The organism is Eremococcus coleocola DSM 15696 (assembly GCF_000428865.1).
Classification (GTDB): domain Bacteria; phylum Bacillota; class Bacilli; order Lactobacillales; family Aerococcaceae; genus Eremococcus; species Eremococcus coleocola.
This window is the reverse complement of record NZ_AUAT01000028.1, coordinates 13,661-28,391: the sequence shown is the minus strand read 5'-3', so window position 1 is coordinate 28,391 and position 14,731 is coordinate 13,661. Positions and strand designations below refer to the sequence as shown.

Below are 14,731 nucleotides of genomic sequence, written 5' to 3'. Positions count from 1 at the left end.
CAGGGTACACTTTTAATGTCATTCCGCAATAGCTCAGCTGGCAGAGCGCATGACTGTTAATCATGATGTCGTAGGTTCGAGCCCTACTTGCGGAGCTATTGCGGTAGGGCTTAGGCCTTACCTTTTTATTTTCTTTAACCATTTTTATTATTATTATTTAAATTTTTTCTTTAATCTTATTGATTTTCGATAGAATTTTATGTATTATTATTTTTAGTTATTTTATAATTTGCCGTTTTAGCTCAGTAGGTAGAGCGCATCCATGGTAAGGATGAGGTCGCCGGTTCGATCCCGGCAAATGGCTTTAATATTTTGCGGAAGTAGTTCAGTGGTAGAACATCACCTTGCCAAGGTGGGGGTCGCGGGTTCGAACCCCGTCTTCCGCTTTTTTATTTTTTAAGCCGGAGTGGCGGAATAGGCAGACGCACAGGACTTAAAATCCTGCGGAGGTTACACTTCGTATCGGTTCGACTCCGATCTTCGGCACTACACGCACCCTTAGCTCAATTGGATAGAGTGTTTGACTACGAATCAAAAGGTTACAGGTTCGACTCCTGTAGGGTGTATAAATGACCAGGATTCTGGTCTTTTTTATTAGAAAAATTTAATCTTTACTTGCTTTTTTGGTGATTGGTGCTATAATAACTTTATTAGATGATATGCACCCTTAGCTCAATTGTATAGAGTGTTTGACTACGAATCAAAAGGTTACAGGTTCGACTCCTGTAGGGTGTATTATTAACTGGTCTCAAGGACCAGTTTTTTCTTGCTTATTTTTAAGTTAAAAGCCCTAAAACCTTGTTTGGTTTTAGGGAAAATTTTATTGTTTTTTATCAATAGGAATAATCTGCAGTTCTTTATTAGCATGGTTTAAGAGTTCATAGCCATCTTCGGTTACAACGACTAAGTCTTCAATCCTTACGCCTAATTTGTTGGGTAAGTAGATTCCTGGTTCGATTGAAAAGACATTTCCTACTTGGGTTAGTGTTTCATTATATGGTCCAACATCACCGGCTTCGTGACATTCTTGACCAATAAAGTGACCTGTTCGATGGGTGAAGTATGGACCGTATCCGGCATCTTCGATTATTTTACGAGCGGCTAGATCGATGGTTTTGAGGGGGACACCAGGTTTAACTTGATTAAGTGCCGCTAAATTAGCAGCTAAGACAGTTTCATATACTTTGACTGCTTCTGGGGATGCTTGGCCATAGAAAACAGTTCGAGTCATATCGGAAGCATAGCCTTGATAGATTCCACCGATATCTAGGACAACAGAGTCACCTATTTTAGGTAAACTATCTGAACTTGTGTGGTGGGGGTCAGCGCCGTTGGCGCCGTAAGCGACGATGGGTTCAAATGAAAGCCCGCTATGACCGGTCTTTTTATAGAAGTCATTTAATCGTTTAACCATTTCAGTTTCGGCTAAGCCTTGGTCTACCTGACTAATGAGAAATTCAACCGCTTGGTCATTTAGTGCGGAAGCTTTTTTCATAATTTCAATTTCTTCAGGCGACTTGATGGCCCGTAGGTCATCAATAATTGCGGAATTGTTTAGGGGAAGGAGGTCGGGTTTGAGGGCCATTAGGTCGAGGAGGAAATGACTTGGCCAGGTTTTATCGATGCCAACCTGTTTTCCATTGCTTAGTAAGGCGGCTATTTTCTTTAGGATTGGTTGGCCGTCACTATAAATAATTTGTTCAATTTTAGGGTCAACTTGAGCGGGTGGAAAGAGTTGGTTTAAGACTAAAGTTAAGTGTCCATCGGCTGCTAAGATAAGTAAGAGCAAGCGTTCACCGGGATCAGTTTTATATCCGGTAAGATAGTTAATTGAAGCCGGATCAGAGATTAGTTGATAGTCAACGTTTTGGCTCTTGAGAGCTTGGCAAAGCTTAGAAATACGCGTTTGGTACATGAATAAGCTCCTTTCTTGTTACAAGCTAGTTAATGTCAGTAAATGACTAGAAATTTATGACAGACTAGGCTAAAATCATAGTAATAGTATAACCCTTTAGACTATAAGATTAAAGCTTAAGGAGTCTGCTGATGTCATTAACTTTAGAACAAAAACGAAAAATTATTCGCTATACCACAGTCATTGGGGTCATTTTTACAATTTGTGCATCTATATATATTGGCCGGTCTGATTATTTTAAACCAGACGGTGGCTTTCATCATCTTTTATTATCGATGGGGATTTTTGCCCCGATAATTTTCTTTTTTGTGCAATTAAGTCAAATTATCTATCCAATTATTCCCCTCGGTCTAACGAACGTCGTTGGGGTATTAATTTTTGGCCATGTTCATGGATTTTTACTCAATTGTTTGGGGATTCTAATTGGTTCAGCCATTAATTTTTACTTAGGACGACGCTTTGGCTCTTCTTTTGTAAAAGCCTTTATTTCGGATGCAGATTATGAAAAATATGTTGGTAAAATGAACCAAGGTAAAGGATATAAGAAGTTGTTAGCCTTGGGTTTCTTTTTTCCTGTTTTTCCTGATGATATTTTCTGTATGATAACCGGTTTGTCTGATATGACTTTCTGGGAGTTTTATAAGTTAGTCATAGTTTTTCGGCCGATTTCCTTATTTATTTTTACCTTTATTTCAGCCGAATCAATTTCATTTATCTATCGCTTGTTATTTAATTAGGAGTGTTTGGAATGGTTAAGCGATTTTTAATAACTTGTGTGCACTTTTATCAAAGGGGAATTTCCCCTTTTTTTCCACCTTCATGCCGTTATAAACCGACTTGTTCAAATTATATGCTAGGCGCAATTGAGAAACATGGACCATTCAAAGGTTTTTTAATGGGAATTGCGCGGATTTTACGGTGCCATCCCTTTGTACATGGGGGATATGATCCAGTACCTGATTATTTTACTTTGCGCCGCAGTCGGCCACATGAAGAGAAGTAAGCTTATGTAAGACTATTTGGTAATCCGCTTAGTCTTTTTCCATAGTCTTGCAGAATTGTGCTATAATTTAAGGGATTAGTGAAAGGTGGGGAAAATGTGCTAGATATATTTAATCAGTTCCTATTAGATAAACCCATAGTACGGATCTTAGATATTCTAATTGTCTGGTTTATTATTTATCGTGTCATTGTGTATGCACGAGGGACACAGATGATGAACTTACTCAAGGGTTTGGCTATTTTTATTGCCATTAAATTTATTGCCCAGGTAATTGGACTTCAGACGATTGATTGGATTTTAAGCCAGATTTTATCGTGGGGCGTTATTGCAGTCATTGTTTTATTCCAACCTGAGTTACGCCGCTTTCTAGAGATTTTGGGGCGGGATATGTTCCGAAAAAATCGGAACCGGCAAAATGATCCGGATGTTAAATTAATTTCGGATTTAGAGTACGCCTTATCTTATATGTCTAAACGGAAAATTGGTGCCCTCATTGCCATTGAAGGTAATGATGAGTTACAAGATATCATTGATACAGGGATTGTTTTGGATGCAGAAGTCAGTAATCAGTTATTGATTAATATATTTATTCCAAATACCCCCCTCCATGATGGTGCGGTGGTCATTAAAGACTATAAGGCCATGGCAGCGTCATGTTATCTTCCCCTATCAGAAAATGATCAAATTTCTAAGGAACTAGGAACCCGCCACCGGGCAGGAATTGGTTTAAGTGAGACAAAAGATGCCTTAGTTTTAATTGTTTCTGAAGAAACAGGTGATATATCCTTAGTTAAAGATGCTGCTTTGATTCGTAGAGTTGATAAAGATGAGTTACATCGTTTATTAGAACTTTATCTTTTACGTGAAGAAGACGAAGTTGCAAGTAAAGATTATTTAACTCTTGCCAAAGAATTCATATTTGGAGCCGGTAAAGTAAGAGGTGACAAGCATGAAAACGAATAAACTTTTTGATAACAAGTGGTTTTTGCGATTGGTATCCCTCTTGTTTGCAATTTTCTTGCATGTTGCAGTGAGTCAATCAAATACGCAATTTACCCAAGCGAATCGACAAAGTAATACTTCTGTTAATGTGACAGAAACAATTTCGAATGTTCCGGTCTATGTGGGAGATATTGATGATGATATGTTTGTATCAGGCTTACCTGAGACTGTCTCTGTTGAACTAACAGGTCCTCGAAATATAATTAATCAAGCAACTGCTGGTGATACCCATGCTGTGACAGAAGACTTGACCGGGGTAAATACTGGGAAACGAACAGTTAAATTAATTATGGAAGGACTCCCAGAGGGAATTGATTATCGCATCACTCCGTCAAGAGTTATGGTAGAAATCGGTAAGTTAGAACAAAAGACGGTTAAAGTGGAATATGAATTAGCTAAGAATTTGATTGCTGATGGCTATCAAGTTGACTCAGTCGCAGTTAATCCTCAGGAAGTGACTTTAACGGGACGCAGCGATGAGATTGCCAAAGTGAGCCGAGCATTTATTCGCATTGGCGCGAATAATCCAGTGACAGAGTCATTTTCAGAAACCTATGTTCTACAAGTAGCCGACGCCGATGGCAACTTGCTAGATGTCAATGTAGACCAAACGGATATTAAGGCTGATGTTACTATTTCAGCGGATGGCAAATCAGTTCCAATTAATATTGTCCCTGAGGGAGAACAAACCGAAAATTATACTTATCAATATGCTTATGCCGATGTTGCAAATGTTGTGATTAATGGCGACCAAAGTGTGTTGGATCAAATAGCCAGTGTTGATGCAGTAGTTGATGTTTCAGATATGACCCAATCCGGGATACGAACAGCTTATCTTCAAATGCCAGAAGGGCTTGACCAGATGAGCTACCAGCATATTTCAGTAACGGTTACTCTGTCGGCAATTAATCAATCCAGTCAAATCTCTAGTGAGGCGGTTAGTGAGTCAAATGCTAGCCAAGAATCAGAAGAGAATCAAGTCACTAGTACAGAAGATGAATCTGAATAAGCAACTTTTAATAAGAGTGTAGAAAAAAGGAGACAATCATGAGAGAATATTTTGGCACAGATGGAGTACGAGGGATTGCTAATACAGAATTAACTCCAGAATTAGCATTTAAATTAGGACGCTTTGGAGGGTATGTTTTATTACAACATGCTCAAGAAAATGAAGAAAAAGCCCAGGTTTTAGTTGGACGTGATACCCGGATTTCAGGCCAAGTATTGGAAGCAGCCTTGACTGCAGGTCTTTTATCAGTGGGAATCGATGTCATGCAATTAGGTGTGATTTCAACACCAGGTGTAGCTTACTTAACTCGGACCCAGGGTGTAACGGCTGGGGTTATGATTTCAGCTTCACATAATCCCGTAGATGATAACGGTATTAAGTTCTTTGGTTCAGATGGATATAAATTATCAGATAATCAAGAAGAAGAAATTGAAGCCTTATTGAATCAAGAAGAAGATACCTTACCCCGTCCATCTAGTTTAGGTTTGGGAATTGTGGAAGAATTCCCTGAAGGTGTGATTAAGTATATTCAATTTTTACAAACAACGATTAACACTGATTTATCTGACGTTAAGGTTTGTGTTGATGCTGCGCATGGGGCAACGGCCCCCTTGGTGAACCAATTATTTGCTGATTTAGATGCTGATTTTCTGACCATGGGAGACCGTCCGAACGGTTTAAATATCAACTTAAATGTTGGTTCTACTCATCCAGAGGCTTTACAAGCAATGGTTAAGGAAAACACTGGCTATGTCGGAGTGGCCTTTGATGGCGATGGTGACCGGGTTATTGCGGTGGATGAAGAGGGAAATCTTGTCGATGGGGATAAGATTATGTTCATTTGTGGATCATATCTCAAGGAAAAAGGACGTTTAGCTGACAATACGATAGTTTCTACCGTGATGTCTAACATTGGTTTCCATAAGGCCCTTGAAGAAAAAGGCATGACTGTTTTGAAAACCCAAGTGGGCGACCGTTATGTGGTCGAAGCCATGCGCAAAGGAAACTATAATTTAGGCGGCGAACAATCTGGGCATATTGTCTTCCTAAACCATAATACCACCGGTGATGGCATGCTGACTGCCCTTCAATTATTAGCCATCTTAAAAGAAAGTGGCCAAAGCTTGAAAGATTTGGCCAGTCAAGTGACTATTTTCCCTCAAAAATTAGTCAATGTTCGGGTACGTGATAAACATACCGTGATGGAGGAACCGAGAGTTAAAGAGGTCATTGCTGAGGTGGAAGCCGAAATGCAAGGAGATGGTCGGATTTTAGTAAGACCGAGTGGGACTGAGCCTTTACTACGTGTGATGGCGGAAGCTTCAACTGATCAAAAAGTAAGCCAATATGTGGATAAGATAGCAGAAGTCATCCGCCAAGAGCGTGGTTTGGATTAAGCTCACTTGACCCAATATATTGGATTTATTCATTAAAATAATAAGTAAACTATAAGCAATCACCATAATGGAACTAGTTGCTAGGCAAGAATGAATGACTGGTTTTTTGGAGTGGTTGCTTTTTCATAAGTTAATCGCTAGAAAGGAATTATATGACCCAAAAATCAGCGAGTCTTAGTAAAAAAGAAAAGACCTTAGCTTACATTCATAATTTGAGTCAAACAGACTTAGATTTAGCTTGTATTCATTGTGGGCAAATGTTAGCTCTTCAAGATCAATCTTTGCTATGTTCAAATGGCCACCGGTTTGATATCGCCCGCCAAGGATATTTTTATTTAACTTCAGTCCATCAGGACAGTAAGTATCAGCATGATTTATGGACGGCTCGCCGTACTATCATCCAAGAGTATGGTCTCTTTGAGTCGGCAATGAGCGAGATTAAACAAATAATCCTTAACTTTTGTGAAAAACTAGGGCAACCACCTACCATCATTGATGCCGGTATGGGAGAGGGAAGCCATTTGGCACAAATCCTACCGACTTTACCGGCTCATTCTCATGTATATGGGCTTGACTTATCCCGGCAGGGAGTTCAACTGGCGACGGATTACGTGGGCGATTTTCTTCCTTTGGTAGCAGACATTAGTCACCTACCCTTTAAAGATGATTCTTGTCATATTATCTTATCAATTTTATCCCCCGCTAATTATGATGAATTTAAACGGATTGCAGCGAGCCAAGCAGGGGCTATTTTACTTAAGTTAATTCCCAATCCAGATTATCTTAAAGAAATTCGCCATGAACTAACATTAATTCGTGGTAAGGATTATGAATCTTATGATAACCAAGCGGTGATTGATATTTTTAGGGAACATTTTAGAGAAGGTCAAAGCCAAAAAATCCAAGCAGAGCTTGATTTAACCCCCCCAATGGCTCAGGCTCTAATTACTATGACACCCCTAACCTGGGATTTAGCGCCCGAAGAACAAGCAGAATTGCTAAACCGCTTATTAGATAAAGGAACAGTCACACTTTCTTGGACACTGTTAACTGCTGATTTATAAGCAAAGCTGAAAATGAATTAGAGTATAATTTTGCTTTATTATGGATTTGACTTAAAGACCAAGGAGTCAAGCTTTAAATTAAAAATAGAGGGAAGAATTATCTGTTGATAATTCTTCCCTCTATTTATTTTATAGACTTATTCGCCGGTTACAACGCCGGTCCGGTTTTTGTATAGTTTACGGTAAGCGGAAGGGGTCATATGATTATTTTCTCTAAATGTTTTAGAGAAGTGAGAAGGAGAATGAAAGCCGACAATATCAGAAATATCAGAGATATTGGTATTGGTTTGTGATAGCAGTTTTTCAGCTTCTGATAAACGAACATGGATTAAATAGTCAATCGGGGATAAGCCGGTTTTTTGTTTAAAGAGTCGAATTAGATAGTATTTGTTAATCTCTACCAAATCAGCTAATTGATCAAGGGTGATTTTTTCTTTATAGTTACCGCGGATAAATTGTTGGATTAATTCAATTTCATTATTTTTAATTTGAATACTGGAGTCCTTGATTGATAAATGGTTGTTCCGTAAAATATGCACCATGATACATTCTAGGAGCCGTTTCAAGATAATATCTGAGCCACGGAAACGATTTTCTGACTCTAATAAAGCCAGATCGAGATAGTATTTGATGGTTCGGTAGGTGTCATTAATAATAAAAAGTTGTTCAGCTGAATTGATTTCGAGAGATGAGGTGAAAAGAATACCATCCACGTCAATCCGAATCCATTCTAACTTGCGGACCGGTTCAATTGTAATTTCATGGTTAGGGTTTAAAATAATAAAGTCACGTTTTTTAATTTCATAAATCTCTTTGCCATTGTCAAAATTTGCGGCACCCTTGTTAATATAAATCATGGCTAAATCATCAAATGACTGAATTGTATAATTATTCTCAGTCGCAATATGTTGCATTTCGATTGACTTAAGACTAATAGACGCAGAGTTTACATTTGAAATGTACATGAATGGTCCTCCTTTTTATGATAAAGTTTAAATTTATTCTCACCCCATTATAATACTATATCAAGTCAACTTGTAAATAGTAAAAAGCTAAAAAAACTAAAAAAAATTAATGAAAAATATAATAATTTTTAATATCTTTATTAGTAATAATGATAGCTATCTATTAACTAAGTTTACTAGCTGCTGCTGAATCCAATAAGACAGTAACATTTGGATGTTTTTGTAAAATTGAAGCAGGCAGGTCTTCAGTAACCGGCCCTTCGATCATGCCAGCGATTGCATCGGCTTTATTTTTGCCAAAGGCGATTAAGACTATTTTTTTTGCTTGCATGATGGATTTAATCCCCATGGAGTAAGCTTGACTTGGAACTTGGTCAGCTGATTCAAAGAAACGCTTATTGGCCTCAATGGTTGATGGGGTTAAGTTAACTTTATGGGTGACGCTTTGGAAGGATGATCCTGGTTCATTAAAACCAATATGTCCATTCGTGCCAATTCCTAGGATTTGTAAATCAATTGGATGTTCTTTTAGGATGGCTTCATAACGCGAAATTTCATCGCTTTCATTTGAATTGAGTCCATTAGGTAGATAAGAAGCTTTAAAGGGTTTGCTATCAAATAATTGCTCTTGCATAAAATAAGCATAGGATTGGGGATGGTTAGCCCCGAGTCCTACATATTCATCCAAATTGACTGAAGTAGCCTGGCTAAAATCTAAATCCGACTCACGTAATTCTTTATAAAGTCCTTCCGGTGAGGATCCAGTGGCGAGACCAAAATTTTCTTGGCCAGTTATTAAAGTTTCTTTTACAATTTCGGCAGCTTTCTTACCGATTGCTTCGACACTATCTAAGACAATTATTTCCATTTTATTACCTCCGTATGTTATTTTCATATTAATTATAAATAAAATATGAAATTAATGCTACAAAAAGGTAATTTTTACCAATATGAATGACTTTATGGTAAACTTACACTTAGATAAGTATAAGAGGAGAAAGGAGATACATTGATGTCTAAAAAAACACATATAATTATTCTTACATCTTTTTTGTTTTTATTCATTAGTGTGCCTGCTCTTTCTGCCCAAGAATCTGCTTCAAGCGGGTCAAATATAGAAAATAACGTCAAAAATAAAGATGAAAGCAATAGGAATGCTGAAAGTGACCAGTCTGATAAAACACATATGAATGAAGAAGAACGAGGTAGTTTTGAGGAATCTTTTGGTAAACCTAGTGAATCAGGGTCTACTCCCCCTCAGCCAGAGCCACCAAAAAATTATGATGAAAAAAATGATGATGTAACCGAAGGGGATGAAACCTCTGGTTCAAACGAAAACCCTGCGACTGATGAAAGTCAGTCTGCTAGTCAAGAGAAAGAATCACAGTCTCAAGAATCGAAACCATCCCCAAAAAGTACAAATCAGGATGAATCTTCCTCTAATTCAGATGAAACAAAGAATAAAACTAATTCTGATTCTTCAGCTATCCAGACGGCCCCAACTTTAGAAGTATCATTGGCTTCTTTATCAAAAGAAGATAAGGAATTAACGCGGATAAGTCAGAAATTAACACACTCACTTCAAAAAGGGACCGCACCTTGTCTCAAACCCTTAGCTTTCTTTAAGTTAATCGCACAACGACCACAAATTTTATTTAATGCGATAACAGATGTTCAAGGAGCAGGGAATATAACGATGCGTCAAACACTTTTACAAGCGAAGCGGTATGAGTCACAACTTGGGCATCCTTTAAATCCTGCTATAATTTTAACCTACGTCTACTGTCTAATTACAGAATGGTAAGTCTTAATATTAAATTGAAACAAAAAGGAGCTGGGCAAATAGTCTAGCTCCTTTTACTTTTTCAATGGGTTTCCCATTGATCACATGAACTTTTTTTAATTTTATTGAAAGATATCATCAACTTAGTATGGCTTATCCTTTTATTCGTAATAATTACGAATATTTTTTTGTTATGTGATGATTTCGGGGCAATTTTAGGTTTTTTGTAGTTATAATATGATAAGATATTAGTAAGGGAGGTTGCCCATGGTAAAAGCAATTGTTTTCGATAAAGACGGGACCCTCTTGGCATTAAGTAATGCTTGGGACCAACCAGCGGTTGAGATTAGTGAGTTTTTCTTGAACCAAACCCAATTAAGTGAAGTCGAACGTGCCCAGGTAAAAACAAGCTTAGGAATTGTAAATGGTAGAGTTCAAGCTAATTCCTTATTTGCTACAGCTAGTATTCGCCAACAAGCTGAATTTTTTACCCAACTGATGGGTAAGCGAAACAAGTTTAGGGTAGAGAAAACCCTGACTCAAATTTATTTAAAATTTATCCAGGCCCATCCCCAAGTTATCCAATTAAATCCTGGGGCATTGGAAGTTTTAAGTCAGCTCAGTCAAGATTATATACTTGCTTTAGTGACAAACGACTCTCGGATCCTTACTGACTATATCTTAAAGCAGGCAGGAATCTATGATTTCTTTGATTTTATTGCTTGTGCCGATGAATTCCCGGCTAAGCCCGAACCCGACGCGTTACTGGCTTTAGCGGCGAAATTTAATTTGAATTTAGCAGATATGGTGTATGTAGGGGATTCAGAAGTAGATATGGGCTACGGTTCATTAACCCAAGCGGCGATTGCTTATGATTCGAAAGGCCATAAAAGTTCTTATTTAGCGAAAGCAGATTATTGGATTACAGATTTGTATCAATTATTTACATTACTTGATACATTATAATTTGAGAAGGAAGGGTTAGTTATGAATGATTTGAAAAAGTTGGGCCAGCCTTGGTCGGTTTCTTGGTCTGAAACTTGGTGGCGCGGTCTTTTAGTTATTATTATTTATTTTGTGATTCGAACGGCAGCAGAAATTAGCTTGATGTTGAATAATTTGCCAGATCAATCCGTCGCATCGGTCACTGAAGCTCTGGTTGCCATGACTGCAAATCCAATCTTGTTTTTACTGAAGGAAATTGCCTTAGTATTACTTGTCTTATTATTACTTAAGTTATTTCAGCTTCCCTTATTAAAAGGACTCCATTTTGAGGGCGATAAGGTTAAATGGACTTTGAAGATTTTCGTCTTTATGTATTTACTAGAGATTCTTTTTTCTGGTCTAGTGACTTGGTTACAACCAGAATATGCAGGACCCGATAATCAGGCGGCGGTTGAGTCTATGTTAGGAGTCCTACCGTATCCCATCTTCTTCTTTATGGTAGTGATTGCAGCTCCTATTGTGGAAGAAATTATCTGTCGCGGTATGGTCATGACTTATATTTTACCGAAATATCCTTGGGTTGGTGCCCTTGTGGCGGTTCTCTTCTTTGTATTTTTACATGGCCCCGCTAATATCACTGATTTTATGACCTATTTTATCTTATCCCTAGGAATTACTTTTGTTTATTTAAAGACCCGGCGCATTGAATATGCTATTATGGTTCACATGTTACAGAATTTTATTGCGGCAATAGCGATGCTATTTATATAATAATGAAGGAAGATGATGAATCTATGGAAGACTACCAAATATTAGACGATAAAGTAATTGATAAAAAAGCAGATGAATTTTCGTCTTATTGTTGTAATGCAGAGCTTGAAAAAAAAGCAAATTTGTTTAAGGTGCTAGGTGATCAGAATCGCTTGAAAATCTTAGAAATTTTATTACAGCATGACGAATTATGTGTTTATGAGATTTCACGGATTATTGATGCGACGGTTGCGACAACTTCGCATCACTTGATTACCTTACGCAAGAATAACTTTATTGAATCCAAGAAGAAAGGAAAACATGTGCTCTATTGGATTGAAGATGTTCAGGTTAAACAATTACTCGAAGCGGCATCTATTTAATTATTAGGACATGCATGAAATCTTTTGGTTGAATGCATGTCTTTCTTTTATTATTCTAGTAGTAGCAATTTAGATTATTGGAGGTGTCTTATGACCCATGATGAACATTTTGATTTAGAAGCCTATTTAAAAAATCAAAAAAATATAGAACAAGAATTTGTCCGAACCGAATTGGATAAAAATAATGAGCTCGAACTGGTTTTTTCACCAGAAGAAGAAAGTTTACCCCCACGCCGTAAGGGCTTGTATATTCCTGAATACCACTCCCGTTTACGGAGTCGGATTGTAGAAATGCCAGAAGAAATTTATCAGGCATCTGGTATTAAAATTTTTGGCAAACGGATTAAATCCATCATGTTTACTACTGACGTGGCTATTATTCGTAATAGTGATGCTCAGTCAATTATTGCTGTCTATCCTTTTACACCCCAATATGCCATTATGCAATCTATCGTCAATGTGGCATCTGTGCCGGTATTCTTAGGTGTAGGTGGCGGTACAACCTCAGGACAACGGTCCATTAATATCGCCTTCCATGCAGAACAACTGGGTGCTTATGGGGTAGTAGTAAATGCCCCTATGAAAAATGAAGTGATTGCGGAAATGAACCGGGTGATCGAAATTCCTTTAATTGCAACGATAGCCTCAAGTAAGGATGATTATATTGGAAAATTAAATGCGGGGGCAGATATGTTAAATGTCTCAGCAGGTGCTCAAACTGCGGATTTAGTAAAGTTAATCCGGTCTGAAGTAGGAAATGTGGTACCGATTATTGCAACCGGTGGTCCTGGTGGAGAATCGATCCGCCAAACAATTGCAGCCGGTGCCAATGCGATTACTTATACACCACCGACTTCAGGTGAAATTTTCGCCAAAGTTATGGATAATTATAGAAATTAGGCTAATAAGATGAGTATGAAACTTCCCAAGGGACGCCCCCCCATAGAAAGAGTTATTTATATTGGTATTGCTTTTTTAGTCCAAATTATTTGGTACTTAAGTGTTTTTACCGAGATTGTTAAATATTCCCCCTATATTGAGTGGATTTTTACCCTGTCTTCTATTTTGATGATTCTGTATCTCATTTTAAAAGACGAAAGTCCAGCTTACCGTTTATCTTGGATTATTATCATTGCTTTGATGCCGCTCTTTGGTGGGGTTCTTTATCTCTCCTTGGGAAATAAGCGGCCGACACAAGGGTTACGCAAGCGGATTGAATCGCAAAGGCCTGCGCTTGACCAAGCGAAAGACCTGGTTCCTGATGTGACGGATCAATTAGCGGCACAAGACTGTCGCTTGGCAGGTTTGAGTCAATACATTAATGACAGTGCAGATGCTCCCCTTTATAAAAATAGTCATTTGAATTATTTTAAAAATGGCGAATCAGTGATGGATCAGCTATTAACTGATTTACGTTCTGCTAAGAAAAATATTTTTATTGAATTTTTTATTGTTGAATATGGGCAAATGTTTGATCAAATCTATGAAATACTTAAAGCCAAGGCGGCTGAAGGATTAGATGTTCGGTTTATCTATGATGATTTTGGTTCGATTACCCGGCTTCCCGATAATTTTGTTGATTTATTGGCAGCGGATGGCATCAAAGCCTTAAAGTTTAATCCGGTCCGTCTTTTGGTGTCCATGGTTTATAATACCCGTGACCATCGTAAGTTTATTATTATTGATGATGAAATTGGCTATACAGGTGGGATTAATCTGGCGGATGAATATATTAATGTGGTCGAACGTTTTGGTTACTGGAAGGATACTGTAATTCGGGTCCAAGGGCAGGCAGTTTGGTCTTATACTAGCTTATTTTTGGCCATGTGGAATGCTTTTAAAGGAGAGGAAGATTCTTATCTGGCTTTTGCACCTAAGGATTTGCTTGAAACTAAAGCAGGTTCTTCATTGGCATCGGAGTCAGCCACCCATTTTATCCAACCCTATGGGGATGACCCCTTAGATTCTAATCCAGTAGGCGAGAATACCTACCGTCAGATTTTGAATTTAGCGGTTGATTATGTTTATATTTATACACCCTATTTAGTCATTTCTTATGAAATGCAGCAAGCCTTAGTCAATGCCGTTCAACGTGGGGTGGATGTTCGTTTAATGACGCCTGGGATTCCAGATAAAAAAGTGGTTTTCCGAATGACCCGGTCATTCTACCGGCCCCTTTTAGAGGCGGGTGTACGTATTTTTGAGTATAGTCCCGGATTCCTCCATGCTAAATCTTTTGTTTCTGACGACCAGGTTGCTGTGGTTGGAACGATTAATTTAGATTATCGGTCACTCTATCTTCACTTTGAGACCGGGACAATTATGTATTTCCATCCCGAAATTAAAGCTATTCGCTCTGACTTTGAAGAATCTCAAGCAATTTCAAGAGAAGTGTTTATTACAGATGTTAGACCTAGTTTTTTTGGGGCCATGTGGGATGCAATTTTGCGGATTATCGCACCCTTTGTCTAAGATGTTGGACGCTTTCATTAAGATAGCTTATAATAGTATAAAA

General features: G+C 38.0%; 15 protein-coding genes and 6 tRNA genes. 18 read left to right on the top strand and 3 right to left on the bottom strand.

The window, feature by feature from the left end; genetic code table 11:
- The first annotated feature begins 22 nt into the window (after window positions 1-22).
- The 6 genes from G396_RS0107385 (at window position 23) to G396_RS0107360 (ending at window position 735) form a co-directional block, all read left to right on the top strand.
- Window positions 23-95 (top strand) — tRNA-Asn (locus G396_RS0107385).
- A gap of 136 nt (window positions 96-231) precedes the next feature.
- Window positions 232-304 (top strand) — tRNA-Thr (locus G396_RS0107380).
- Between the two features lie 10 nt (window positions 305-314).
- Window positions 315-386 (top strand) — tRNA-Gly (locus tag G396_RS0107375).
- Between the two features lie 14 nt (window positions 387-400).
- A tRNA-Leu gene (locus tag G396_RS0107370) sits at window positions 401-486 on the top strand.
- A gap of 6 nt (window positions 487-492) precedes the next feature.
- Window positions 493-566 (top strand) — tRNA-Arg (locus G396_RS0107365).
- A 95-nt stretch (window positions 567-661) separates the two neighbouring features.
- Window positions 662-735 (top strand) — tRNA-Arg (locus tag G396_RS0107360).
- Window positions 736-820: 85 nt separating this feature from the next.
- Here G396_RS0107360 and G396_RS0107355 read toward each other — a convergent pair.
- Entirely contained in the window at window positions 821-1,915 is a 1,095-nt protein-coding gene (locus G396_RS0107355; RefSeq protein WP_028125570.1) for a M24 family metallopeptidase, read from the bottom strand.
- Window positions 1,916-2,046: 131 nt separating this feature from the next.
- On the opposite strand from G396_RS0107355, the gene G396_RS0107350 reads away from it, so the two are divergent.
- The 6 genes from G396_RS0107350 to G396_RS0107330 all read left to right on the top strand — a co-directional run bounded on the left by G396_RS0107350 (window position 2,047) and on the right by G396_RS0107330 (window position 7,390).
- A complete protein-coding gene (locus tag G396_RS0107350) occupies window positions 2,047-2,652 on the top strand; it encodes a TVP38/TMEM64 family protein (RefSeq protein WP_028125569.1) in 606 nt (201 codons plus the stop codon).
- Window positions 2,653-2,663: 11 nt separating this feature from the next.
- Window positions 2,664-2,918, top strand: a complete 255-nt coding sequence (gene yidD / locus G396_RS11250; protein ID WP_081453717.1) for a membrane protein insertion efficiency factor YidD — start codon at window positions 2,664-2,666, stop codon at window positions 2,916-2,918.
- A 96-nt stretch (window positions 2,919-3,014) separates the two neighbouring features.
- Window positions 3,015-3,881, top strand: coding sequence for a diadenylate cyclase CdaA (gene cdaA / locus G396_RS0107345; protein WP_034907810.1), 867 nt, complete (start codon window positions 3,015-3,017; stop codon window positions 3,879-3,881).
- Window positions 3,868-4,929 carry a CdaR family protein gene (locus tag G396_RS10475; RefSeq protein WP_051221203.1) on the top strand — a complete coding sequence of 354 codons (1,062 nt, stop codon included), beginning with the start codon at window positions 3,868-3,870 and terminating at the stop codon, window positions 4,927-4,929. Before cdaA ends, G396_RS10475 begins: the two co-directional genes overlap by 14 nt.
- 38 nt (window positions 4,930-4,967) lie before the next feature.
- A complete protein-coding gene (gene glmM, locus G396_RS0107335) occupies window positions 4,968-6,326 on the top strand; it encodes a phosphoglucosamine mutase (protein WP_028125567.1) in 1,359 nt (452 codons plus the stop codon).
- Between the two features lie 152 nt (window positions 6,327-6,478).
- Window positions 6,479-7,390, top strand: a complete 912-nt coding sequence (locus tag G396_RS0107330) for a putative RNA methyltransferase (protein WP_028125566.1) — start codon at window positions 6,479-6,481, stop codon at window positions 7,388-7,390.
- A 137-nt stretch (window positions 7,391-7,527) separates the two neighbouring features.
- Here the strand turns inward: G396_RS0107330 and G396_RS0107325 are convergent, their stop codons facing one another.
- A complete protein-coding gene (locus G396_RS0107325) occupies window positions 7,528-8,355 on the bottom strand; it encodes a helix-turn-helix transcriptional regulator (protein WP_028125565.1) in 828 nt (275 codons plus the stop codon).
- Between the two features lie 163 nt (window positions 8,356-8,518).
- Window positions 8,519-9,223, bottom strand: coding sequence for a glucosamine-6-phosphate deaminase (gene nagB, locus G396_RS0107320; RefSeq protein ID WP_006417816.1), 705 nt, complete (start codon window positions 9,221-9,223; stop codon window positions 8,519-8,521).
- Window positions 9,224-9,367: 144 nt separating this feature from the next.
- Between nagB and G396_RS0107315 the strand changes: the two genes are divergently transcribed.
- The 6 genes from G396_RS0107315 to cls all read left to right on the top strand — a co-directional run bounded on the left by G396_RS0107315 (window position 9,368) and on the right by cls (window position 14,688).
- Window positions 9,368-10,159 (top strand): midas domain-containing protein, encoded by a 792-nt coding sequence (locus tag G396_RS0107315; protein WP_028125564.1) that lies wholly within the window; start codon window positions 9,368-9,370, stop codon window positions 10,157-10,159.
- A 246-nt stretch (window positions 10,160-10,405) separates the two neighbouring features.
- On the top strand, window positions 10,406-11,104 hold the full coding sequence (locus G396_RS0107310; protein WP_028125563.1) for an HAD family hydrolase: 699 nt from the start codon (window positions 10,406-10,408) through the stop codon (window positions 11,102-11,104).
- Window positions 11,105-11,125: 21 nt separating this feature from the next.
- The gene (locus G396_RS11000; protein ID WP_028125562.1) at window positions 11,126-11,854 is read left to right on the top strand and encodes a CPBP family intramembrane glutamic endopeptidase; all 729 of its coding nucleotides are present in this window, start codon (window positions 11,126-11,128) and stop codon (window positions 11,852-11,854) included.
- Between the two features lie 2 nt (window positions 11,855-11,856).
- The gene (locus G396_RS0107300; RefSeq protein WP_248623920.1) at window positions 11,857-12,216 is read left to right on the top strand and encodes an ArsR/SmtB family transcription factor; all 360 of its coding nucleotides are present in this window, start codon (window positions 11,857-11,859) and stop codon (window positions 12,214-12,216) included.
- 90 nt (window positions 12,217-12,306) lie between these two features.
- Window positions 12,307-13,116: a beta/alpha barrel domain-containing protein gene (locus tag G396_RS0107295; protein ID WP_006417796.1), complete on the top strand. Its 810-nt coding sequence runs from the start codon at window positions 12,307-12,309 to the stop codon at window positions 13,114-13,116.
- Window positions 13,117-13,125: 9 nt separating this feature from the next.
- The gene (gene cls, locus G396_RS0107290; RefSeq protein ID WP_081683571.1) at window positions 13,126-14,688 is read left to right on the top strand and encodes a cardiolipin synthase; all 1,563 of its coding nucleotides are present in this window, start codon (window positions 13,126-13,128) and stop codon (window positions 14,686-14,688) included.
- The last annotated feature ends 43 nt before the right edge of the window (window positions 14,689-14,731 follow it).